This window comes from uncultured Maribacter sp., from assembly GCF_963975365.1.
In the GTDB taxonomy this organism is placed as follows: Bacteria; Bacteroidota; Bacteroidia; order Flavobacteriales; family Flavobacteriaceae; genus Maribacter.
Genome location: NZ_CAXBGF010000009.1, coordinates 1 through 26,162 on the forward strand (window position 1 = coordinate 1; position 26,162 = coordinate 26,162).

Below are 26,162 nucleotides of genomic sequence, written 5' to 3' on the forward strand. Positions count from 1 at the left end.
CCGCTATCGCTCGAAACCACCGATGGACCGGCAGCGTTCAATCGATAATGGTAGGTATTAATAGTAGGTGTACTTTCCGTACCTTCAAATTTCCATTTTATTCTATCAGAACCGTTATTATCAGCAACAATCACATTACCATCTGCTAATGCTGTTAAATATTTAGATGTTCTCTTATTTACAATAAAGAAAGAATCATCACCTGCATCTAGAACTTCCCATAATTGGGCATCAGAACCATTTCCATCATACTGCCATACATTACTTCCTGTCATTGGACCAAAACCTGCTACATCTAACAACTTACCGCTATGAACAACTTTAAATTCATAATAACCAATACCAGCAATATCAAATTGAAATTGTTGCCATTGTTCCTCTTGATAACTTTGATGAACAATATTTACCGAATTTTCAAGAGCCCCGCCTAAAGCTTGTAAAGTGTTATTTGTTGCTACGTTAACTAAACGATATTTCCCTGATTTAGGAGGTTTTACGCTTGGCAAAAGACTATTGATCCAACTTTCGATAAGCGTAATACCAGCTTCATCGACTTGATTCTTCGCTAAGGGAGGCATCATAATACCTGGTTGAATACTCGCTGTACGATGATAAATTATAGATTTTAATGCTTCACCTTCAAACAAAACCTTTTCTTCTGGATCGATATTGAGAGATTCATTTACACCAGCAGTCAATAACCCTGTCTGTGCCAAAGTACGGTCTAACCTTAAATCGAAATTTGCCCTATTCGCTGTAGCAGGATTATGACAGTAAGCGCAATTTAAATCTAGGTATGATCTAGCTCTATCATCTAAACTACTATTTGAATCAAGTATTGAAGTATGTGTTAAATAGCCAGGAGTATCAAGGTCAGTTATCGCCGCATCCAATATGCCCAAGGCACTCAAAGTAACCAATTGATTACCAACTGTACCGCCAACAGCAGTATAATTATAGCTTTTATTTAAATTTTTAGTTCTAGGGCCCAATGTACCGCCACTTGAAGGATTATGACAGGTTAGACATTCACCTTCAGAAGGAAAATGCCATTTAATTTGACGTGGAGCACCACCTTCCCCAGTAACTAGAATATTTTCGTCAATACCACTTTCTACCAAATAAGCTTCAGTTTGTTGCTCGTTCCATTTATAGGTTAAGAAGTAAAAATTACCTTCAGTATCTTTAATAGAAAATCTAGTTTCAATCTTTTTGGTAATAGAAATATCGCTATCATTAATAGGATAATCAAAATGCTTTATTAAAACAGTACCAATTGGAAAATTCCAATTACCATTTTCTGAAAAGTTAATTTTCTCAGCAGGGGTGTCATGAGAACCGTTATTAGGTATCGCCATCCATCTACTTTTAATTGCTCCGTCCGAATAAAACGAGTCAATCAAATCATACGGAACAAATCCATCTCTTACATTCAAATCTGCTACATCGCCAACGAATACTCCTGTTTCGGTCAATGTTTGCGGTGCAGATTGAATATTTGAACTAGACTTCATTTTATATAACTTTACCCCATCACCCTGTTTTAACAGATACAGTTCACCCTCGTTATCTTGACCAAAAGAAACAATATTTGTTGGTGAAAAATTGCCTACAAGGCTATAACTGCCATTAGTAGTATCAACTGCCCATATTTCACTACCAATGCCATAATCTGCACAAATATATTTACCTGTTAACTCAGGTATATCGTTACCCCTATAAACATACCCACCAATAATGGCATTGGCATCGGTTCTTGGAAAAGAAACCAATGGTCTGGTATGCGCCATATTATTATATAATGTCGGCAAACAATTTAGTTTAGGTCCGGAAAAACCTTCGTAAAGCGGCCAACCATAGTTTTTACCAGCTGACAATACATTAATCTCTTCATGAGTGTCCTCCCCAACTTCGCCTATATAAAAAACTCCTGTTTGCTTATCTTTAGTTAATCGATGAGGATTTCGATGACCAATAGAAAAATATTCTTCGAATACGCTTCCATTTATATTTACAAATGGATTGTCGTTCGGTATGGTATAAAATTTTCCTGAAAATTCATCGGGATCACCAGCATCTAAACCTAAACTACGTATAGGTATATGACTTGTATCGAGGTTCATATCAACATCTAATCGTAGTACTCCCCCATCTAAATTTTCTGAGATTTGTTGTGCGTTTACATATGCTGCTTGATCACCCGTGGAAATATACAAATAACCATCTTTTCCGAATTCCATTCCCCCTCCTCTATGAGTCGTGTTGAACATTCTTCTTTTTATCAATGTTACTCGGCTATTGCTTACAAACTGCAGCGTAGTAGCATTAACCTCGAAACGCTCTAAAACTAAATAATTACCATGAAATCTTTCTAAGCCACAAGAAAACGCCAAGGGCCCTTCTAGGGTTTTGTCTTTAGATTGCGTAGTATAATAAACATATATGAAATTTTTATTGGCTACAGTTCCAAATTGAGGGTGTATACTTAAACCTAAAAATCCACCATCCCAAACTTTTCCCCCAACTTCAGATGACAAGTCAATTAACAGGTTTTTCTGAAGTACATTATCATCATCATCAAACCAAAAAACTTTACCATCTCTTTGTCCTACAATTATCTTATTAGAATTGGGCACCACATTAAAATTTAAGGGTGTATTAAATTCTAAATTAACAAATGCAACATCATACGGCTGTGTACCCGTAGGCAATGGATCAAATGAGGTATCAGATACTAAGTTAAAAGCCTTTGTGGTTGTAAGGCCTGGTCCGAAGAATAATGGAACAAAACTAGTTAGTAATATGAAAGTAAAAAACAATAAAACAAAACCCCTGTAACGCTTCTTCATAGCTTTGAAATCCTTATAATTGTTTAGGGGAATTCCAAAATTATACTATTTATAACAATTAGAATTTAAGTAGTTTAAAATTCGATAAAAGACATTTTTAATACGTTCAAACGCATATTAAACCATATATATCTTCTTTTAACTTAAATTACAATTTTTTAAGCTATAGTAATTTATAACAATTTGTAATACAAACTCTCTTTTAAGATAACCATTTTACTACATCTTTTCTACCCTAAAGATTACCTTAAACTTTTTTTGCCCCCTTTTAACGAATATTTTTAATAATCGAAGAATTCATTTCTTTATTTGTTACTACGTAATTTTGCACGCTAAATAATATGAAATGAAAATTGACCTGCGTAAATCCGCATTTTTGAAATTCCTAGTAGTTGGTGGTTTTGGAACAATCATCAATATAAGCTTTTATACTATTTTTGTAAAATATGGATTACACTTTATTTTGGCCTCATTCTTGGCTTTTGTAATTGCGGTTTCAAGCAACTATTATTTTAATTCTATCTGGACCTTTAAAAATAGGGCCACCCATAAAACAAAAATCAAAAAGTACTTTGAATTTATTAGTATAAGTGGTCTGAATTTAGCAATTAACTTAATTATACTATCTATCTCACTTTGGTTTTTAAATAAAAATATGTTCTTTGGTGAGTTTCTATCAAACAATTTAAATTTTTTACTAGAAGGTGATGCCATCTTTTATAATAAAATAGTATCGCAAATTATTGGAATTGGATTTGCCACAATTTTAAATTACTTAGGAAATAAATTTATAACCTTTAAAGAAGCCCCCAAAAATACATTCATAAAGCCCTAGATCATGAAAAATAAAGTTTTAATCATTGTACCAACGTACAACGAAGTAGATAATATACCTGTTATCTTAAAGCAAATATATATTCAACAAGAATTTATTGACCAAAACAAAACAATTCATGTTCTAGTCGTTGATGACAATTCGCCAGACGGAACAGCAGATATAGTAAAAATGCTACAATCGGAACTTTACAATGGCAAATTGTATCTTCTGCAGCGTGAAGGTAAACAAGGGTTAGGTACTGCCTATATAGCCGGTTTTAAATGGTCCATAAGCAATAATTACGACTATATATTTGAAATGGATGCAGATTTGTCTCATAACCCTAAATATTTACCAGACTTTCTTGAAAAAATAAAAACCACTGATTTGGTTCTAGGAACCAGATATATGAAAGGTGGTGGTGTTGTAAACTGGGGAAAGCATAGAATTCTAATTAGTAAAGGTGGAAATCTATATTCTAAAATAATTTTAGGTTTACCATTCAGAGATTTAACAGGAGGCTACAAATGCTTTTCAGTTGAAGTTTTAAAGACAATAGATTTAGATTCTATTATCTCTAACGGATATGCTTTTCAAATTGAATTAACCTATAGAGCTTACTTAAGAGGGTTTAACATTAGTGAAACACCTATTATATTTCATGATCGCGTTGCAGGAAAGTCTAAATTATCCAACAATGTTTTTACAGAAGCCGTGAAAAATATTATTCTTCTTCGATTAAAAAAGAACTCCCTTTTAAAGGAATTCAAAAGTAATTCAAAATCTTTCAATACCGTTGAATCTATTAAAGGATAATTTAAATTAGAAATTACCAAACTGGTATTGACTCAATAATTATTGAAGTAAAATAAAAAGGTTCGGTACTAATTTATAAATCCTCTTTTACCATATAAATATGGTGAAGGAGGATTTTAACTTTATAAGAAAATAAAGAAAAGTTATTTTTGTAGAATTTTACTTGTTCAAATCATTAAGCTTATAAAGCATAAACCTATGAATCTCTTCTTCATAATATTGGTTTTTCTCCATCACCAAAGTGTAATTTGCTTCTAAAATTTTATTTGAATACGGTTTGTCAACCTTAGTCCTTAATACCACGAAATCTATATCTTTATTTCTTACATACGAATTAAGCGCATCTACATCAAAAGGGTACACACCATAGTCAAAATTATGTTTCATGTAATAAAAGGTAGTAGGCTCAATATTAGCAGTGTTATAAACACCCATATCAAGAAACATATAATTCAATAACGTTGGCTTTGTATAATCTTTTATGTAATCTGCGAATTGATACTGAAATAAATCAGCTTTTTTATAATCTCGCATGTATGCATTATGATGCATAAAGTTCATTATAACACAAAATATTGCGATTGTTCCTATTGTAAGATAGTGTGCCTTACTTTGAATTCTACTTAATAGTTTACCAGGTAATAATTTCAAAGCAAATAAAATACCCAGGAATATAAATGGTGTGAATATTTGAAAATAATAATCTAATCGAATTCCACCACCATAAACCGAAAGAAAAAGAAAAAGGAAGGGTACTACTATTCCCAACTTAACTAGGATATTAGACTCCACTTTTTTGGTCATCAAATACCCAATAAGACCACCGAGAAATAAAATACCAAATCCCGGATTATGTCTAAAATATACAAGTATAATTTTACCTGTTATGGTTACCAGATTCATTAACATTCCGTTAGAACTAGCATAGTATTTTATATTCGTGATAAAATACACATCAATAAAGTTGGTAAGGCCGTCTACAGAATAAAAATATAGTAACCATGGTATACCTGATAATACCATCCCTAATAGAAACACAACACTGGCTTGTAAAGCTCTTAATATTTTTTTATCAATTAATAACGTAAATAACACAACTAACATCCACCCGAACCAAAAACCAATCATAGAATACTTAATCCAAATGACCGATCCAGCTAATACTCCATTTAGTAATAATAATTTAAATGACATGAAGCTTTTATTATCCTCTTTTAAATGTCGAATTAAGTAAAAGATGCTTGCCCCCAGTAATGGAATACAATATTGCTCAGCACTATCACCATGGACAAAATTAGTTATGTTCACCATCAAGAATGCCATTAAAATAGTTGCTAAATTGGATAATTGAACATTCAGGTATAATCTAAATATTCTTCTTCCAAAAAATAGAAATACCGCAAAAGCAATTACCTCCATTACATATATACCAACAAATGTGTTATGTGATATTAAAGAGCCAATACCATGTATTAAGTATAAGGTTGGGCCTTTCTGTTCAAATATATCTTTATAGACCACCTTGCCATCCATCATACTCTTACCGACCGTAAAAATAGCATTAGCATCTACCCAATCATTCAAAGGATATATTGGGGATGACTTTGAGGCAAATAATAGAAATAAACATGCTACTAGTATTGTAAAACCAATCGTTTTAATGAAATTATTTTTAATATTCATAAACTATTATAAAAAGTAAAAGTGACTATAGTACGAGATATAGTCACTTTTATTGTGTTTCGATAAAAATTTTATTACTTATTAATAAGCAACCTTTTAGATATAGGTTCTTGACTAATCATGACCAATGTTATAACATACATTTCATTATTAAATATTGCTGTTGAAATTCGATATTTATTATCCTCTTCAATTTCCTCAGGCATATATCTTCGAATTAATTTGCCACTCATATCATGGACCGTTAATCCGATTACATCATCCATATTAAAATCACCATTGAATGAAACTTCAACATAATCGGCTGAAGGATTCGGTGACAATATCACTTCAAAGTCGTCATTATCCAAGATAGTATTTTCTGGTGAAACTTGTAATGTAATAATTGCTTCATCTGTCAAACCTTCTTCATCTGTAACTATTAAAGTTATCGTATAACTTCCAGCTTCAGTAAATGTATGTGCAGGATTAGCTTCAGTAGAAATACCTCCATCTCCAAAATCCCAAGCAAAAGATACAACCTCTTTATCATCACTAGACTGATCCCCAGTAAAAATTATCTCTATAAAAGCTTCACCCACCTCAATACTCGATGAAGCAACTGCAATTGGTGCTAGATTAACTCCACCAGTCACAATAATTTCTATTGTAGATGTTCCTGTAAACCCTTCACTATCAGTAACAGTTAAAATTGCCGAATATGTGCCGGGTATATTATAAATATGCGTAGGATTTGGTTCTGTTGAATTTTCATCATCACCGAAGTCCCATGCATATGAAACAATCTCATTAACACCTATAGATTGATCTCCTACAAATGACACAACTAACGGAGCTTCTCCACTAGTAACATCAGCTGAAGCCACAGATGTAGGATTTTCCACAACAACTTCTATAACCGCAATTAAAATAGATGATGTTCCAGTCACTCCCTCATTATCGGTGACGGTTAAAGTGGCCGTAAAGTCGCCAGCTGTCATATACGTATAAAGTGGGTTGGCTTCATCTGAGGTTCCTCCATCTCCAAAAACCCAAGCATAAGAACTAATTTCAACATCATCTGTTGACTGGTCTCCTGTAAACTGAACCTCTAAAGGTGCTACACCTTCTATTACATTAGCAGAAGCAACAGCAACAGGAGCTTCATTAGCAGCTGATACGGTAATATCGATAGTCGTAGTATTCTCTAGCCCTTCTAAATCTGTAACTGTTAATTCTACAGTATATACACCTATTTCATTAAAAGTATAAGTCGGATTAGCTTCTATTGATGTTTCACCAGGTTCAAATGTCCAAAAGTAAGATTCTACACCCACATCATCTGTAGATTGATCTCCTATAAATTCAACAAAAAGAGGAACAATACCACCGGTAACATTTGAAGACGCAACTGCAACCGGTGCTTGATTAGGCGCGGTAATTGTTATTTCAATATTACTTGTGTCTTCCAAACCACCTGCATCCGTTACTAAAAGAGTTACGTTATATGTACCTGCTGAAGTAAATGTATATGTAGGATTAGCCTCATTTGATGTTTTGCCTGGTTCAAATGTCCATAAATAAGATTCAATACCTACATCATCTGTAGACTGATCACCAATAAACGAAATATCAATAGTAGCTTCACCACCATTCAAATCAGAAGATGCCTCAGCTACAGGTGCTCCATTGACATCAATTATTATAACATCTGCAACATCTGCATAGCCATCACCATCTTCTATTGTTAAAACAACATTGAATGCACCGCCGTCTTCGAAAATGTAAATTGGATTAGCCTCATTTGAAGTAAAGCCATTACCAAAATCCCATAGATAGGATACAATATCATTTTTATCATCGGTAGAACCAGCACCAGAAAATTGTACCGTTAGATCTTCATTACCCGATAGAATATCAGCAGATGAATTAGCGACAGGAGCAAAACCTGTACTTAAGAATTGCCATCTATAAATATCACCACCATTATCAGCATCAATATTAATATTGCCGTTAGGTGCTTCTGTTAAATAATAGCCACTTAATTTACTAATTATGTGAAATGTATTATTACCTGCATCAACAATTTGCCATAACTGCGCATTAGAGCCATTATATGTATACTGCCAAACATTTGCACCAGTAGCAGTATTTGAAGACTGCACATCCAAATATTGATCATTTGTATGCAATGTTCTTAATACATAGTAACCATCTGCAGCTTCTTCTAAAGCAAACTCTTGATAATCTGAACCATCATAAGCACCAGTAACTAAATTAGTACCTTGAATTAATTCACCATTTGCAGCTCTAATAGTATTTTGTGTTTGTACATTCACGAGCCTATATTCACCAACTATTGGAGGGCCATTATCACCACCATCATTATCATAATTTAAGCCTTTAACAGTAGTACCAAGCCCTTCATAGTTTGTATCGACAATAGGTTCAACCACTAACACATCAATTACAAAATCTTGTACACCATCGGCAATAGCATCATCAACACCAGTTACTAAAACTGTTTGTGGAATGTTCCAGTTAGCTGTATTGAAAATTAATTGAGTTTGATCCAGAGTAAATTCATCAGCACCAAGTACCATATTGAATTCAAGAATAACTTGACCAATAGGCGAAGTATTCAAGGTTACATTAAAAGAATCTGTATCTAAATCTTCATCAACAACTACAACATCTTTACTTACATTAACACCGGCACTAGCAGGAGTACCGATAGGCAAGAATGTCCATTTGAAAATATCTGTATTCAGATTAGCAACAACTTCAATATTACCTTCTGGAGAAATTCTAAGATAGTTACCAGTAGATTTACTGATTATAAAATAAGTATTATCTCCATCGCCAGTATCAACTATTTCCCAAAGTTGTGCGTTAGTACCATTAAAATCATATTGCCAAACATTGACACCAACTCCAGCTCCTATACCAGCAACATCCATTGCTTTTAAACTATGTTGTGCAATAAATGAATAGTAACCAGCACCATCATAGTCAATTTCAAAATGCTCATTATCAACACCTTGGTAAGGACCTTGCTGAACGTTAGCCTCATTGTCTAAACTAGATGCCAAAACTTCTAGAGTTTGTCCGCTATTTTTGTTAACTATTCTATAAATACCTGGGTTTGGTGGTGCTACACCACCACCATCGTTATCAGAATTAACTCCGTCTAATAATATAGTAGTACCGATATAATCAGCATCTACAGAATTTTCATTCGCTCTAATTTGAATTTGAAAATCTTGAGGACCATCTACATCTACATCGTCTACCCCAGTAACATCAACAGTTTGCGGAAGGTTCCAATTAGCATTAGTAAAAGTCAATATCGCCTCGGACAATAAAATTTCATCAGCATTTAATATTACTGTTAAATCTAACTCAACATCACCTGTAGGCTCAGCGCCAAGAGAAACTTGAAACTGTGCTATATCTTCATCTTCGCTAGTAGTAAGAATATCAACATCGAGAACAATTTCTCTCTCAACAACAGCACCTATATCATCAAATCTCCATTTAAATATATCGGTTCCATCATCATCTAGAACTGCAACGTTACCATCTGTTTGTACGCCTAAATATTTTCCAGTACGAGAATTTACAATATGGTATTCATCATTACCAACACCTAACACTTCCCATTGTTGAGCATCACTACCATTACCATCATACTGCCATACATTTACATTTTGTGCAGCTCCAAAACCAGCTACATCTAAGTATTTATCACTGTGTACTGCACGAAGTTCAAAATAACCAGCATAAGCATTTTCTAATATAAAATGCTGACTATCTACACCTTGATATCCACCTTGAAGGACATTAGCAGTATTGTTAGTAGCACCACCATCGACTTGTAAGGTTTTACCTGACTCCACATTAACTATTCTGTATGTACCCGTATCAGGTGCAGCTAATGGTTCTACTAAACTGTTGATCCAATCTTGAAGCATAGCTACACCTTGTTCATCAACTCTATTTTTAGCCAATGGAGGCATCGCTTGACCTGGAACAACACTATTTGTTCTATGCCAAAGCACTGATTTATTGGCATCGCCAGCAAATACAATTTTTTCATCTGGTGTTACACCCAACGGTTGATTAACACCTGCAGTCAATAATCCTGTTTGGTTTAAGGTTTTAAACAATCTTAAATCGAAATCACCTCGATTATTTGTACCCTCTTGATGACAATAAGCACAATTCAAATCTAAATAAGACCTTGCCTTATCATCTAAAGTTCCATTTACATCGTTAATTGAAGTATGAGTTAATATACCAGGAGTATCTGTATCAGTAATAGTAGCATTTAAAATACCTAGCCCACTAAGGGTTACTAATTGATTACCTACCACACCACCTTTATCAGCATAATCATAATTGCTATTTAAATATCTTGAGCGGACACCAAGGGTTCCTTGAGATATCTCATTATGACATGTGACACACTCTCCATTATTTGGAAAATGCCATGTATCGGTTCTTGTACCACCACCAGCTAACGTAACTTGAACTGGCTCATCTAAACCATCTTCTTGTAATACAGCATCTGTTTGGGCATCATTCCAATTATAGGTAACGAAATAGAAGTTTCCATCAGCTCCTTTAATGGAAAATCTAGTTTCCATTCTTTTAACAATATTTGGATTATTCTCATCAGTAGGGTAATCAAAATGTTTGATCAAAACACTACCTATAGGAAAATCCCAAACACCATCTTCTGAATAGGCAATTTGTTCTGCTGGAGTGTCATGTGTTCCATCATTTGGTATTGCCAACCATCTTTTTTTCAAAGCTCCATCAGACCAAAAAGGATCAATACCTTCGTAAGGTATAACACCCTCTCTAACGGTTAAGTTGGTCATATCAGTAAATATGCCGGTATCACTTAAATTTTGAGGTAGATTGCTATAATTAGTAGCTTCTGGGGATCTTAATTTATATAGCTTAACACCAGCCCCTTGACTAAGAATATACAATTCCCCATCATAATCTTGACCCCAAGATACCATGTTACCAGGAGCAAAATTACCTAAAGAAGTATAGGTATTATTAACTCCTATATCAACCTTCCAAATTTCACCACCTACACCGTAATCACCACAGATGTATGAACCTGTAAGATCATTATAATCTTGACCTCTATATACATAACCACCAATTATTGCATTTGCCTCTGCTCTAGGAAACTGCACTAAAGGCCCGGTATGCGCCATGTTATTATATAACTGCGTTAAACATACATCTCCTGCATTTGTTCTTGGTGTATAAGGGGCATTTGCCTCGAATAATGGCCAACCATAATTCAAACCAGGTGTTGCCGGGTTTACTATATTTATTTCTTCATGACTATCTTCACCTACTTCACCAATATAGAATATACCTGTAGCACTATCTTTGGTCATACGATGTGGATTTCTATGACCTAAAGTAAAATATTCTTCAAAAACTGCCCCTGAACCATCATTAAAAGGGTTATCGTTAGGAATATAATATCCTATACCAGAAAATTCATCAGCCTCCCCTGCTTGGTTACCAAGAATACGAATCGGCGCATGACTTGTAGTACCGCCAATCATATCAACATCTAAACGTAATACACCACCATCTAAATTTTCATCAATTTGTTGTGCATTGATATAAGCTGCTTGATCACCTGTTGTTACCCATAAGTAGCCATCATCACCAAACTCCATACCACCACCACGGTGTGTTGTATTATAAAGTTGGCGCTGAATCATTGTTATTTTAGTATTTGGCACCGCTACTATAGTGGCTGGATTTACCTCAAATCTTTCTAACACTAAGTAGTTGCCATGAAACTTTTCTTCACCACAATAAAAGCCTAGGGGTTCTTCTAAAGTTGTGTCATTAGATGCAGTACTATAATAGACATAGAAAAAGTTGTGTACTCCATCTCCAAAATCTGGGTGAATTGACAATCCTAAAAATCCCCCATCCCAAACTTGTCCTCCGACAACATTTGATAAATCGATCACCGTATTTTTTACCGTGGTATTATCTGCATCGTCAAACCAAAATACCTTACCGTCTCTTTGACCAACAATAATCTTGTTCTGACCCGGTACAACATTAAAATTCAAAGGTGTATCAAAATCCAGATTTGGATAAGCAACCACATAAGGGTCTTGTGTAAAACCTGTATTAGGAAATACACCATCCAAATAATTACCAATAGGTTCTGCTTCTGTTAGACCTGGACCAAAAAACATTGGACCAAAACTCATTCCTACTGCAGATATCACTATTACCAAAGCAGTTAAAACAACATTCTTTTTGTTCTGCAACATATTCTTGTAAGAAACTTTTCTCATTTTAAAGACTTCTAGGTTAATTCAAACAACAAAAAAAAGCTATTTAAGCTTGATCAAATATTAATATCGTTCAAAGGGGTTTATTTACGATATATTTCAATTATACAAATTTACCTCAACCCATAATCATTAAGAACATTTTTTCATACAAAAATGAAACATAATAAAATAAATGAAAGATTAGGTCGTTTTTTTTAGAACATGGAGGAATGGCAGAGTGGTCTATTGTAGCAAGTAATGTATTTTAATTGTAAGGTTAACGCCTTCGAGGGTTCGAATCCCTTCTTCCTCCGCAATTAAAAAGCCTGATTCTGTCAGGCTTTTTTTATTAAAAATATTTTTAAGTTTGAATAATTTGCAACATATCGATTTTATTTACTAGTTAAACCAATTGTCAAGAAAAAAGATTCTTTTCTCTTAAATAATGCTCATTTTTGAGCAAATATTTATATTAATTTTATGTCCGAAAAAATTTCCTTTATTGGTGCGGGAATCGCTACAAGTTATACCTTAATCCCATTAATTGAGAAATTAGTAATGGCCACCAAGAAAGTTGAACTATTTATAATAGATAAATCGGATAGTTTCTATAGTGGAGTACCTTATGGCAAACGTTCTGGAGAAACCGTTTTACTAATAAATGATTTAAAAAACTTCATCCCTTTAGATGATCATAGAACACGCTTAAAAAATTGGTTAGACAAAAATTTAGATGAATTACTACAAACGTTTGTTTTAAAAGGTGGAGAACTTTCGAAAGCATGGATATTAGAAAATAAAGAAGATATTTATAACGGTAAATGGGATGACCTATATATTCCAAGATTCTTTTTTGGAAGATATATAAAACAACAAGTTGGAAACCAAATTGAAAAAGCTAGAAAAAGTGCTCATATCACCATAACAGAAATTAAAAAAGAAGCTATTAATATAGATTCAACTGAGAATGGATTTACTATAAAATTTACAGATAATTCTGCTTTAAAATCTGACAAAGTAGTTATTTCAACTGGTTCGCTTCCGAATAAAAAGTTGTTTGATTCTAGTAAGAAAATTGCACCTACCTTAAAATATATTAACAATTTATACCTACCCTCAATTGATACAAACATAAATAATATCGTAGATATTCTTACTTCAAGAAACAAGAAAAAATTAGTTACAAACATCTTAGTTCTAGGTGCAAATGCCAGTGGTCTAGAAGCAATTTATAGAATTTTTGACCAACAACCTTTCAAAGATTCACAAAACTCATTTACTTGCCTTTCAACTCATGGTACTATGCCAGATGGCAAAATAAATCATAATAAATTAACAGAATTTAATACGATAAACCTTAATAAACTTAAGAATTTAGAAATTATTACTGCGGATCAAATTGCCGAAGCTGTAAATAAGGATTTAGATTTGGCCGAAAGTTTAAAATTAGGAGCCGCATCCACTGTAGGCATTATCTCAAAAGGCATCGGCAGCTTACTACCAAAGCTAAATGAGGAACAATTAATAAAATTTGCGTGTAATCATGGTAATCAAATCGGTAGAAGACAACGATGCGCCGGGATTCATTATTTATCTGTGGTTGACCACTTAGTAGAAGAAGCAAAAATTGAACAGGTTAAAGGTCAATTTGAAAATTTAGAACTCCAAGACGATTCATTCAAATTAAACTATTTCTCGCCTGAAATTAACGTTTTTAAAAGTTTAGAAAATTTTCATATTGTAATTAATTGCCTAGGAAGCATTAATTTGGAAAGTGAATATATACCCGAATTATTTAAAAATTTATTTGACAAAAACTTCGCTTCTATAAACGATTCTAAAATTGGGTTAAAAATAGACAACCATTTACAAGCCTCTAAAAATATTTATGTTGCTGGACCAATGCTAGCTGGAAATTTAATTGAGGATCGAGCACTTTGGCATTTAGAACATTGTGGGAGAATCATTTGGAGTAGTGAAATATTAGCCAATAAAATCTTCAACAACATTTAACAAACTACCAAATTATTTTATTTTGAATTAATTTAAGATTTAATTGAGCTAAAACCCAACTTCACATTCTCTATCTTTGGCACGTAATTTTAACAAGTGCCAACTTTAAATGAACATAAATCCTAAATTTAATTATTGGGTCTTTTTAATTTTTATTTTTTTTTATACCCGAATATTCTCACAAGTTTCTTATCAAGAAGCTTTCCCTAATTTAGATTTCAACTTTCCTGTTGAAATTCAAAGTAGCAACGATGGATCCAACCGTTTATTTGTAGTTGAACAGCCAGGTAGAATTAAAGTATTTCCAAATAAGTCTGACGTAACTTTAGGTGAGCTTACAACATTCTTGGACATTTCCTCAATTGTATCGTATAGTTCAGGTCAAGAAATAGGTTTATTAGGTCTGGCATTTCATCCAAATTATTCAGTTAATGGCCATGTATATGTTTACTATATAGACCAACCAAATAACTACAGAATTAACATAGCACGCTATCAAGTAAATAGCAATAATTCGAATCTACTTAATCCAAGTTCGGGAGTAATCATAGCTCAATTCATCAAAAACCAATCAGATTCGAACCATAATGGTGGTAAAATTGAATTTGGTCCTGATGGATATTTGTACATATCCGTAGGTGATGGTGGCGGTGGCGGAGACCCTCAGGGTAACGGGCAAAACCTAAATACCGTATTTGGTAGCTTGCTTCGAATAGATGTAGATATAGATGGTAGTAATCCCATAGAAACTAATCCCGATTTACCTAACGGCAATTATGAAATACCTTCAAACAATCCTAGGGTGGGTCAATCGGGATTAGATGAGTTATACGCTTGGGGTATCAGAAATACATGGAAATTTTCTTTTGATGCTTCTGGAAATTTATGGGGCGCAGATGTTGGACAAAATATTTACGAAGAAATAAATTTAATTACAAGAGGAGGAAATTATGGCTGGAACAAATTTGAAGCAAATTCAGAACCTAGTTATGGCTCTGGCACTACTTTAATGTCTACACCGGATATAAAACCCATTTTTTTTAATGATCACAGTAATGGAGATAATTCGATAACCGGTGGCTATGTTTACCATGGTTCTTTATCTAGTTCCTTACTACAGAACAAATATATTTATGGAGATTATGTTTCTGGTAGAGTTTGGGCATTAAGTTATAACCCGGCCAACAGCAGTACCACTAATGAACTTTTATTTAAAACCAACGGTGAATTTATATCAAGTTTTGGTGAAGATGAAGCTGGTGAGCTGTATTTTTCAGATTACGGTTCTAACGTAAAACTATATAAATTAACGGAAACAATTATAGAACCAGTAACTACAGCTGTAAATGGAATTGGTGAATGGAAACCGATATCAACAGGCACCAATGGCAATGTTGAAACAATTGCAAATTCTTCAAATGGCATAACATATGTTGGAGGCACATTTAGCACTGCAGGAAATCTTAATGTAAATAACCTAGCTAGCATTAGTACGGTCAATGAATGGGAAGTATTTTCAAATGGAAGTAATGGTTCTATATATTCAATTGACATAGCCCCAGATGGGACAATTTATGCTTCTGGTGAATTTACCACCATCGGAGGAGTTTCTGCAAATAATATCGCAAAGTGGAATGGCTCATCTTGGTCGTCTTTAGGAGTTGGAACTAATGGTCCAGTATTAAAAATTAAATTTAGCGAAACCGGAGCATTATTTGTTGGTGGTGTATTTTCTAAAGCAGGCGGGATAACTGTAAACAATATTACTAAATGGGAAAATAATACATGGAGTGCACTTGTCGATAACACTACTAATATTTCTGGCACAAATAACGAAATAAGATCAATAGGTTTCGACGAGGATAATAATTTATACATAGGAGGAAATTTTGATACGGCAGGCGGAGTTTCAGCCAATAGAATAGCGCGTTGGAATGGCGCTAATTGGTCTGCCTTAGGAACCGGCACAAGTGGTTTTGTTCAAGCTATAGCATCTATAGGGGACTACCTATATATGGGAGGGAATTTTGCTATTGCAGGTAATAAGACAGTTAACAGAATCGCTAGATTCAATAAAAATAATGAATCGTGGGAAAGCCTTGGTAACGGTTTAAGTGGCAATGTAAATACCATAACCTCAAATGGAACATATATTTACGTTGGAGGTAGTTTTAGTACCGCTAGTGATGATGGCAATGTAGATAAAATAGTAAATAATATAGCCCGTTGGAGTGCAGACAATGGTTGGGAAGCATTAGGGACAAATACAAATGTAGGAGTTAACATAAGGGTAAATTCATTGACATTTACCAACAACAATACGGAACTTTTGGTAGGGGGTAATTTCAGTATAGCTGGCAATATAAATGCCAACAATGTAGCTATTTGGAGTGAAAATTTTTGCGAAGAAGATAGTATTATTCCAGAATATCAAATAAATGGTGTGTTTGAAAGCGGAAACAATACTCTTACCGTAAATGAAGGTGATGAATTAGTTATAAGCATGTTACCTAATAACGTTTCGTTTACACTCACCTTACCAAATGGCTCAAATGTAAATGGTGATTATAGTTTCGGAAGTATAACTGCTGAACAATCGGGGACGTATACTATTGAAACAAACCAAGGTTGTATTGAAAATTTGGAAATTTCAGTTCAGCCTTCAGAAGGAGCTGATCAAGACAATGATGGTGTATTTGATGAAAATGATAATTGTGCTAATACACTTTCTGGGGAATCTGTTGATTCAAATGGATGTACTATTAGTCAATTAGATAGTGATAACGATGGTGTGAATGATTCTTTAGACGATTGCCCCAATACTACAAATGGTACTTTAGTTGATCTCACAGGTTGCCCCGTACAAGAAATTGACAGTGATGAAGATGGTGTTAATGATACTATTGATTTATGCCCTAATACATTAAAAGGCATAACTGTAGATGAAAATGGTTGTGCTGTTAGAATTTACCCTAACAATCAATTTAAAATCACATCTGTTGGAACGTCTTGTATTGGCTCGAATAACGGTTCTATTTTTATTGAATCGATCACCAATGAAAACTTCTTGGCATCGATAACAGGTGCTACTAAAAATATCACATTACCATTTACTGATATTTTAACTATAAAAGACTTAAATATAGGAGATTACGACCTTTGTATTTCTTCAATAGATTCTCCAAATTATCAAACCTGTTCAAAGATAATAATAACAGAACCTTTACCACTAAGTGTTCAATTAGACTTCAATTCATTAACCAATAGTATTACCTTAAAAATGAATGGTGCAAAGGAATATACTATAGAAATAAATGGTAAAAGTATGCAAACCGAAAATCAACTCATAAGTTTACCATTGTATGATGAAGTTAATAATGTAAGGGTAAGTACAAGTCAATCATGTCAGGGGGAATTTGAAGATACCGTTATTTTAGAGAACTCATTTTTGATCTATCCAAACCCCGTAAGTGAAAGTCTTTCATTAGATGTAAAATCATTGACTTCTGATACCGTTGAAATAGCTATTTTTACGGAAGCTGGGCTTTTAATTCATTCTGAAACCTATTTAGTTAAACAGTCTAAAATTGAATTAAATACCAGTGCTTTTAGCTCAGGTATTTACTTTTTGAGAGTGAAAAATGATAAAGTAAATAAATCCTTCAAACTTATTAAACAGTGAGAAAAATTGGGTTTTTAATTTTCATAACACTAGTAATCCAATCATGTGGAGTTGATTTGGATGTTTTAGAGTATGCTAAAAAAAATATGAATTTATTACTTGTTTTCCCTGAGAACGATTCTGAATGTACCGAAGGTATTGTTGTTTCCGACACGGAGAGCGAACTAATTTTTGAATGGATAGATGAAAATGATAATGCCCCATATATCTTACATCTAACCAATATTTCTAACTCTCGGACAGAATTATATGAAAGTGAGACTACAGAGATAGCCATTACTCTTGAACGTGGTGTTGTTTATTCATGGTACGTTACAGGAAAAACTAATAGCATTAGTGAAGTTTGGAGTTTTTATAATGAAGGACCTGGACTTGAATCAACAATTCCTTTTCCTGCCACAGCTATTTCTCCTGTTTCTGGAGCATCAATTTCCCGCACTAGTACTACCGTTAATTTAATTTGGCAGTCAGAAGATTTAGATAATGATATTGTTGAGCATGACTTATATTTTGGTGAAGTCAAAGATCCTGAACTATATGGCACTAATATTATTGAAACAAGATTTGATGATATACCTGTAGTGGCAGGAAAAACCTATTATTGGAAAATAGTTACAAAAGATAGTGTAGGAAACGAATCCACATCACCTGTATTTACCTTTTCAGTTGGTTAGTCTACATCTCTTTCTAAAATAAACGAATTCGATAATTTAAAATCTTAATTAGTAAATCAAAATTGCCCATTAATCTCATTTCTGAATAATGGGCAATTGAAAATATTTTTAGTTCTTTAAAATTCTATAATAACAAACTCTGATCGTCTATTAACGGCATGCTTTTCTTCAGGACAATACGTAGTGTCATCACACTCATTTAACAACTTTCTTTCACCAAAAGATTCGGTTGTTAGTTTTGAGTCAGAAATACCTTTTGAAAGTAAATAATCTCTTGTTTTATAAACCCTGCGCTCTGATAGCCATTCGTTATACGATGAAGCGCCCCTAGAATCTGTATGGGAAGTAATTTGTAATTTTAATGTTGGAATTTCTTCAAGTATTTGCACCAAAGAATCCAAAATAGTTTTTGCTTTTTTATTTAATGTAGATGAATTCAAATCAAAATAAATATCCCCTAATTGATTAATTCTTGATTTAATCGCATCCCTTTTCTTATTAAAGACGTCTAATTTTTCTTGTTCGGCAGCAGCTAAAGCCTCTTCCTTTCTTTGCTTCTCAAGTCGCTCTGCTAGTAATGCTTCGTCCTTTAGTCTATTGACCTCAGCGATAGAATCTGTTTGACGTTGTTTTTCCTTTTCGATAGCGGCCAAAAGTTCTAACTTTTCTTCACCTCGTTTAGATAAACCTTTTTCTATACCAAATTGATAAACAACCCCTGCTGCATGCTGAATATGGTTCGAAGCGCCATCACTCTGGCTCATTGCCCATTTTCCTGTAGAATTCAAATCAAGCCCCCAATGATCGGAAAACCAAGTTCTAAAACCGACCAAAGCATTGTACGTACCTCTTCCCAAGTTATTGGCATCCGTATAACCAGCACCAATACCAACATAGGGGTCAAACCAGCCCGTTTGGCCAATAATCTTGTTCAAATCATAAGTTATACGAGTATCTAGACCGAAATAATCAATATCATCAGAAATTACCATATTATCAATTAGAACATTACCGCTTTTATATTTATTGTAGGTTCCAATAACCTCAATACCCAATCCATTTTTAAAATTCCTTCCAATATTTATCCTAGATGGAAAAGGAACCATATTCCATTCATTTGCAACATTAAACAATCCATCAAACACATTTCCTGAATCATCAACGGCATTGAAACCAATACCAAAAATCCATGAACTCTGTACTATACTATCCTTTGCTGTTATTTGAAGTTCATCTTGAGCAGAAGTTAAATTAGCAGCTAATAATAGCATCAAAAAGCCAAAAACTTTAGTAATTTTCATAATATTAAATTTGGGTTATAAATTGTAAAAATAATTGTAGATAAGATAACAGACAAATAAGTACTATGTAAAGTAATTATTATCGATTGAAAGTTGAATGTAGATTAATCATCGACGAATTACTATTGAATCTTAAGAGATTTCGAACTTAGTCGTAATTGAAAAATACTGAAAGGACTCACTATCAAATTGTTTTGTTTCTCAGTCTTGGATTTAAGTTTATGTACTACCAAACTATCAGCATATTCATTTATTTCTAAATCAATATAATTGGATGTTTTACTATCTCCACACCATACTAATAGCATATTTTGACTAAAATCAACTACTGGAGGTACTAAACCTGGTTTTCTTGTCCTATTAATTTTGCCGTAAAAAGTATTTAAAGCCTCTTGATTTCTGATTAAAAAATATTCTTCTTCTTCAAAACCACTGTAATTTTCATTTAAAATATTCTGAATACCCATTTCATTAGAATTCAGTAAACTACTAGTAACTGAACTTTTACATGCATTTAATTGAATCGATAAAATAAGCGCTAAAAAAATAAGGTTTTTATACATTTTTAAAACGACCTTTAAATGCTCTCTCATAAACTTCTTCGTAAAGTGGAAGAACTTTCTGAATATCAAATTTATGAGCTTCTTTTAGAGCATTAAGTTTAAAACTTTCTAATACTTCATCATTCTTCAATATAGTTATTGCCTTAGCTGCCATATCTTGAATATCACCAACATTGCTAAGAAAGCCACTTATCCCTTCTTTATTTACCTCTGGAATACCACCGGCATTACTTGATATTACAGGTACTTTATTAATCATAGCTTCTAAAGCAGCAAGACCAAAACTCTCCGTTTCCGACGGTAAGAGAAACAAATCTGAAAAACATAATATTTTATCGATTTCGTTACTATTACCTAAAAAGATGACTTTATCAGCAATACCTAGTTCCTCGCAAAGTCTTTCAGCACCTTCTTTCTCAGGACCCTCGCCCACCATAATAAGTTTAGAGGGTATTTCAAGTTGAATTTTGCTAAATATCTTTATAACATCAGGAATACGTTTAACCTTTCTAAAATTACTGATATGCGTAACTATTCGCTCATCATCATTGGCCATATTATAGCGTTGGCAATCGGTAAAGGATGTACTATATTTTTTGGCATCAATAAAATTCGGAATAACTTCTATCTCACCTTTAATATCAAAAATCTCCAAAGTTCCCCTTTTCAAGCTCTCAGATACAGATGTCACAACGTCAGATTGGTTTATACTGAAGGTTACCGCAGGCTTATAAAAAGGATGCTTGCCTACTAACGTTATATCAGTACCATGAAGTGTTGTAATCATAGGAACGAAAATCCCCTCTTCCTCTAACATTTTCTTAGCCATATAACCAGCATATGCATGTGGTATGGCATAATGAACATGTAATAAATCTATTTTATGAAGCTTTATGGTATCTACCAATTTACTGGATAATGCCAGCTCATAAGGCTGATAATGAAAAAGTGGATATTCTGGAACGTGAACTTCGTGAAAGAATATTTTATTACTTAACAACTCTAATCGTACCGGTTGTCGGTAGGTTATAAAATGAATCTCATGACCTCTATTCGCCAATGCGATTCCTAATTCTGTCGCTACAACACCACTACCACCAAAAGTAGGGTAACATACTATTGCTATTTTCATTACTACAAAACTAGCTTTTTAATTTAGAATTGAGTCGTAAATGACTTGTTGAATTCTAGTTCTTAACCCAGATTTAACTAATAAGGTGTTTGATGCAGATGGATACGTTCTGTTAGATAAAAACACATAAACAATTTCTTCTTCAGGGTCAGCCCAAGTATACGTACCTGTAAAACCACTATGACCAAAACTTTTTCTAGAAACACAACCACAGGTTGGTCCGCTATGTTCTAATTGTGGTTTATCAAAACCCACTCCTCTACGTACATTTTTATCGCAGAAATAGCAGGTGTTAAATTTCTTAACTGTTCTAGAATCAAAAAATTTGGTGCCACCATAATATCCGTTTTGAAGATACATTTGCATAATCTTCGCGATATCATTTGAGTTACTAAAAAGTCCGGCATGTCCTCCTACTCCTGCTTGCATCGCTGCCCCCATATCATGAACATAACCTTGCACAGTACCGTATCTATAATAATCATCTTCTTCTGAAGGTACAATCCTATTTTTTTCAAACTTATCTAAAGGATTGTATGAGGTATGGTTTGCACCAAGCCGACTATATAGAAAATTATTGGTCAAATAATCTAAGGGTTGACCATAATTCTCTTCAATAACCTTTTTCATCACATAGTAAGGCACATCGCTATAACGATATCGATTAGATTTTAAGTCTTGCCTTCCAATTCTATCATAAATTGAATCTTTATAGGCATCTGCTAAATAAAGGTTATCATAGACTTTAGTTGAAAAACCAGGCAATGGTGAATTTCGATAAAACTCACCAGAAGGCTTTCTATTTTCATCTAATGTATTAATGTAAAAAGGTATCCATGCAGGTAAGCGACCATAATGTGACAAAGCCTTTAAAACAGTTACATTTTTAATTTCGGTATCGGAATAATTTGGTAGTAATTCTTCAAAAGTATTATTCAATCCAATTTTACCTTCCTCTTCCATCTTCATTACCATGGGCAACGTTGACAATATTTTTGTCAATGAAGCCAAATCATATATATAATCGTTCGTAATTTTTTCTTTGGAATCATAGGTAGGCTTCCCAAAACTTTTTTGATAAATAATTTTGCCTTTTCTTGCCACCAAAATTTGCGCTCCCGGAAACATTAAACTATCCAACCCATCATTCACCATCCGGTCAATATCCCCTAAACCTTTCGAACTCATACCTACTCGCTCAGGTATACTATAACCAAGCCTACTTAGTGATTGTGTTTTAATTCCTGAATTCACCGGAAAATCAGAGTGTGCACTAACCGGTAATTTCCCTGAAGCTCCTACTGCGCCAAAAAGAACCTCTGCGGTTTTCTCTTGCGCTATATCACTATTCTGATAAGACATGACTACTGCGTCAATATTTTGAAATGAATTGATAGCAGATAATGCATAAGGTTTAGCAAAAACGCAAAGTATAAGATTAGACGTTCTTTCGGCCGCAATCTCTTGCAACCAATTTAGCTCGGATGCACTAAATTTGTAGCCTTTCCATGGGCTTTCATTACTTTTATGATGGCCAATTATAACAAGGTTAAATTCTTTTAATTTTACCTTTAAAGTGTTGATATCATTTGCATCTACAACGGTTACGTCAGCATAATTTTTCAATCCTTTCACAAAAACATCATTAGAAGCATCACCGAACTTTACATAAGCAATTTTCTTATTGTCCAAATTTTTAATAGCCAGTAAGTCTAACTTATTTTTTACGATAGTAATGGCATTCTCAATGGCCTCTTCATATATAATATCGTCTTCTAAACTGTTTAAATCATCATAAAGATTATCGACAGCAATTGGTTTATAATTGTTCAACCCTACTTTGTATTTCGCGAACAAAATCTTTTTAACTGAATAGGCTAAACGCTCTTCAGTCAATTTACCTTTTTCATAAGCTTTTGCTAATTTTAATTTAGCTTCAACTACATTTTCTGGCATTAAAAGTATATCGTTACCTGCCATAAATGCTGCTAATTCTACACTACCATCATTACCTTTCGATGAAACACCTTTCATATTAAGTGCGTCGGTAAAAATTAATCCTTTATAGCCAAGATCTTCTTTTAAAAGTCCGGAAATTATTTGTTCGGAAATAGAAGACGGCAAACCCTTCTTAATTTCTAGTTCAGGTACTTCTAAATGGGCTACCATTATACTGCTTAACCCAGACTTAATTAGTTTTTTAAAAGGGTATAACTCTAAACTATCCAATCGTTTTTTTGAAAAAGGAATTATAGGTAAATTATGATGTGAATCTACTTCAGTATCCCCATGACCTGGAAAATGTTTACCATTTGCCAAAACCCCTGCACGCTCCATTCCCTTAACAAATGCAATTCCCTTTTCAACTACATTATCCCTATCCTCACCAAACGAACGATTACCTATTATAGGATTGTTTGGATTGGTGTTAATATCTAAGTCTGGAGCAAAATTGATATGTACTCCCAATCGTTTTGCATGCCTACCAATTTGAAAGCCTACCTTTTCAACTACAGCACTATCTTGTATGGCACCTAAAGTCATGTTCCATGGAAAAGCATAGGTAGAATCTAACCGCATAGATAGTCCCCATTCTGCATCCATACCAATTAACAAAGGAACTTTTGATGCCGCCTGATATTCATTCGTAAGAATGGCTTGCCTAACAGGCCCTCCTTTTGAAAAAATAACTCCGCCTAAATTCTCCTTACTAATTAAATTTTTAATTTGATCCGTTGCCTCCTTATTTTGATTTGATGCGATACTAACCATGAACAACTGACCCAGCTTTTCATTTAAGGTCATTTTATCATATTCCCTATCGACCCAAGTCTTTTGAACTAGGCTATCTTCTGTAAATAACGGGTTTTGAGCAAGAAGACTTGAACAACAAAACAACCCACAAAAAACTATTAAAACAAGGCGCATAAAAATGTATGTACTGAGATAACTATTATGGGATGAAATTATTGTATTTCATCGATAAAACCCAATAAATAAAGATAGTTAAGAAGAAATCGTTTTACAGAAAACGAGCATGCCAACTCTCAGAGGCTGGCACTTCCCAATGTTCAAGATATTCCCCTTTGTTGGTTACCAAATTATTGAATACAATTGTATTTTTTGAAACAGCTTTTTGTTTCGCCATTGCCTTAAAGTCAAGTAAACTTTTGTAAGCAACAAACTCCCCTTGCTTATAAGACACATTCATTTTATCCAATAACAAAACATCGTATTTCTTTTCCAAATCTTGAATAAAACGAACTGATGCATCAATTGAACAACCTGTAGCACTTTGTGAATTCTGATCTAATGCAATTACTATGAATCTTTTATACCTTATTTCATAACCGGCATTTAAATCATTCCCATGAGCTGTCCAATTTTGTAAAAACACATCAATATCCGACTTTATATCAACTAACTCATCTTCAGAAAATGAACGACTACATTGATATATCCAAACTCTTGCTGTCTCGGGTAACGTATTAAATTCTACTAGCAAATTATGTATTTTTAAAATATTATAAATCTTCTGCAGTAGCAATAAGCTCTGCAATATCCATAACTGCAATTGAATCTTCTTTCTCTTTGTTCTTAATACCATCGGTCATCATGGTATTACAGAAAGGACATCCTGCTGCAATTATATCAGGCTTTATTTCTAAGGCTTGTTCGGTACGTTCAATATTCACGTCCTTGTTCCCCTTTTCAGGTTCTTTAAACATTTGCGCACCCCCAGCACCACAACAAAGACCTCTTTGTTTACAGCTTTTCATTTCTACCAGCTCGGCATCCAGTTTTCTGATTAAATCCCTTGGAGCTTCGTAAACGCCATTACCCCTTCCTAAATAACAAGGGTCATGAAAAGTAATTCGCTTTCCTTTAAACGTTCCGCCTTCCATCTTAATTCTACCCTCAGTTAGTAGTTGTTTTAGAAACTGTGTATGGTGAACAACTTCATAATTTCCCCCTAAACCAGGGTACTCATTTTTAATGGTATTAAAACAATGAGGACAAGCTGTTACTATCTTTTTTATTTCATATGCATTTAGTACTTCTATATTGGTAACTGCCTGCATTTGAAATAAAAATTCATTTCCTGCTCGCTTTGCTGGGTCGCCGGTACAACTTTCTTCAGTACCTAAAACCGCGAATGACACATTGGCTTTATTCAAAATCTTAACGAAAGCTTTTGTAATCTTTTTTGCCCTGTCATCAAAACTACCGGCACAACCTACCCAAAATAAAACTTCAGGAAAGGTACCTTTCGAAAAAAATTCTGCCATTGTAGGCACTTTCAATTCACTTACCATAT

At 33.7% G+C, this 26,162-nt stretch carries 13 protein-coding genes and 1 pseudogene; 5 read left to right on the top strand and 9 right to left on the bottom strand.

The window, feature by feature from the left end; genetic code table 11:
* Nucleotides 1-2,849: PQQ-dependent sugar dehydrogenase (locus tag AACZ49_RS11355; RefSeq protein ID WP_339654759.1), on the bottom strand; the 2,849-nt coding region annotated here is incomplete at its 3' end.
* Nucleotides 2,850-3,687: 838 nt separating this feature from the next.
* Here AACZ49_RS11355 and AACZ49_RS11360 point away from each other — a divergent pair.
* A complete protein-coding gene (locus AACZ49_RS11360; RefSeq protein ID WP_339654762.1) occupies nt 3,688-4,482 on the top strand; it encodes a polyprenol monophosphomannose synthase in 795 nt (264 codons plus the stop codon).
* Between the two features lie 159 nt (nt 4,483-4,641).
* On the opposite strand, the gene AACZ49_RS11365 is transcribed toward AACZ49_RS11360, so the two are convergent.
* Both AACZ49_RS11365 and AACZ49_RS11370 read right to left on the bottom strand, forming a co-directional pair.
* Nucleotides 4,642-6,165 (bottom strand): hypothetical protein, encoded by a 1,524-nt coding sequence (locus AACZ49_RS11365; protein WP_339654765.1) that lies wholly within the window; start codon nt 6,163-6,165, stop codon nt 4,642-4,644.
* A gap of 74 nt (nt 6,166-6,239) precedes the next feature.
* Nucleotides 6,240-12,500: a PKD domain-containing protein gene (locus AACZ49_RS11370; protein ID WP_339654768.1), complete on the bottom strand. Its 6,261-nt coding sequence runs from the start codon at nt 12,498-12,500 to the stop codon at nt 6,240-6,242.
* 203 nt (nt 12,501-12,703) lie between these two features.
* Here AACZ49_RS11370 and AACZ49_RS11375 point away from each other — a divergent pair.
* From AACZ49_RS11375 to AACZ49_RS11390, 4 genes and pseudogenes are all read left to right on the top strand, one after another.
* Nucleotides 12,704-12,793: pseudogene (locus AACZ49_RS11375) on the top strand.
* 166 nt (nt 12,794-12,959) lie between these two features.
* The gene (locus tag AACZ49_RS11380; RefSeq protein WP_339654771.1) at nt 12,960-14,492 is read left to right on the top strand and encodes an FAD/NAD(P)-binding protein; all 1,533 of its coding nucleotides are present in this window, start codon (nt 12,960-12,962) and stop codon (nt 14,490-14,492) included.
* 109 nt (nt 14,493-14,601) lie between these two features.
* Nucleotides 14,602-18,174 carry a PQQ-dependent sugar dehydrogenase gene (locus AACZ49_RS11385; RefSeq protein ID WP_339654774.1) on the top strand — a complete coding sequence of 1,191 codons (3,573 nt, stop codon included), beginning with the start codon at nt 14,602-14,604 and terminating at the stop codon, nt 18,172-18,174.
* 86 nt (nt 18,175-18,260) lie between these two features.
* A complete protein-coding gene (locus AACZ49_RS11390) occupies nt 18,261-18,848 on the top strand; it encodes a hypothetical protein (protein ID WP_339654777.1) in 588 nt (195 codons plus the stop codon).
* 116 nt (nt 18,849-18,964) lie between these two features.
* Here the strand turns inward: AACZ49_RS11390 and AACZ49_RS11395 are convergent, their stop codons facing one another.
* The 6 genes from AACZ49_RS11395 to AACZ49_RS11420 form a co-directional block, all read right to left on the bottom strand.
* The gene (locus AACZ49_RS11395; RefSeq protein ID WP_339654780.1) at nt 18,965-20,149 is read right to left on the bottom strand and encodes an OmpA family protein; all 1,185 of its coding nucleotides are present in this window, start codon (nt 20,147-20,149) and stop codon (nt 18,965-18,967) included.
* Nucleotides 20,150-20,271: 122 nt separating this feature from the next.
* Complete coding sequence (locus AACZ49_RS11400) at nt 20,272-20,712, bottom strand: hypothetical protein (protein WP_339654783.1); 441 nt, start codon at nt 20,710-20,712, stop codon at nt 20,272-20,274.
* Nucleotides 20,705-21,844: an N-acetyl-alpha-D-glucosaminyl L-malate synthase BshA gene (gene bshA / locus AACZ49_RS11405; protein ID WP_339654786.1), complete on the bottom strand. Its 1,140-nt coding sequence runs from the start codon at nt 21,842-21,844 to the stop codon at nt 20,705-20,707. The genes AACZ49_RS11400 and bshA overlap by 8 nt, the downstream gene beginning before the upstream one ends.
* Nucleotides 21,845-21,862: 18 nt before the next feature.
* The gene (locus tag AACZ49_RS11410) at nt 21,863-24,772 is read right to left on the bottom strand and encodes a glycoside hydrolase family 3 N-terminal domain-containing protein (protein WP_339654788.1); all 2,910 of its coding nucleotides are present in this window, start codon (nt 24,770-24,772) and stop codon (nt 21,863-21,865) included.
* A gap of 94 nt (nt 24,773-24,866) precedes the next feature.
* Nucleotides 24,867-25,349 (bottom strand): ABC transporter ATPase, encoded by a 483-nt coding sequence (locus AACZ49_RS11415; protein WP_339654791.1) that lies wholly within the window; start codon nt 25,347-25,349, stop codon nt 24,867-24,869.
* A gap of 19 nt (nt 25,350-25,368) precedes the next feature.
* Nucleotides 25,369-26,160 (bottom strand): (Fe-S)-binding protein, encoded by a 792-nt coding sequence (locus AACZ49_RS11420; RefSeq protein WP_339654794.1) that lies wholly within the window; start codon nt 26,158-26,160, stop codon nt 25,369-25,371.
* Between the last annotated feature and the right edge of the window lie 2 nt (nt 26,161-26,162).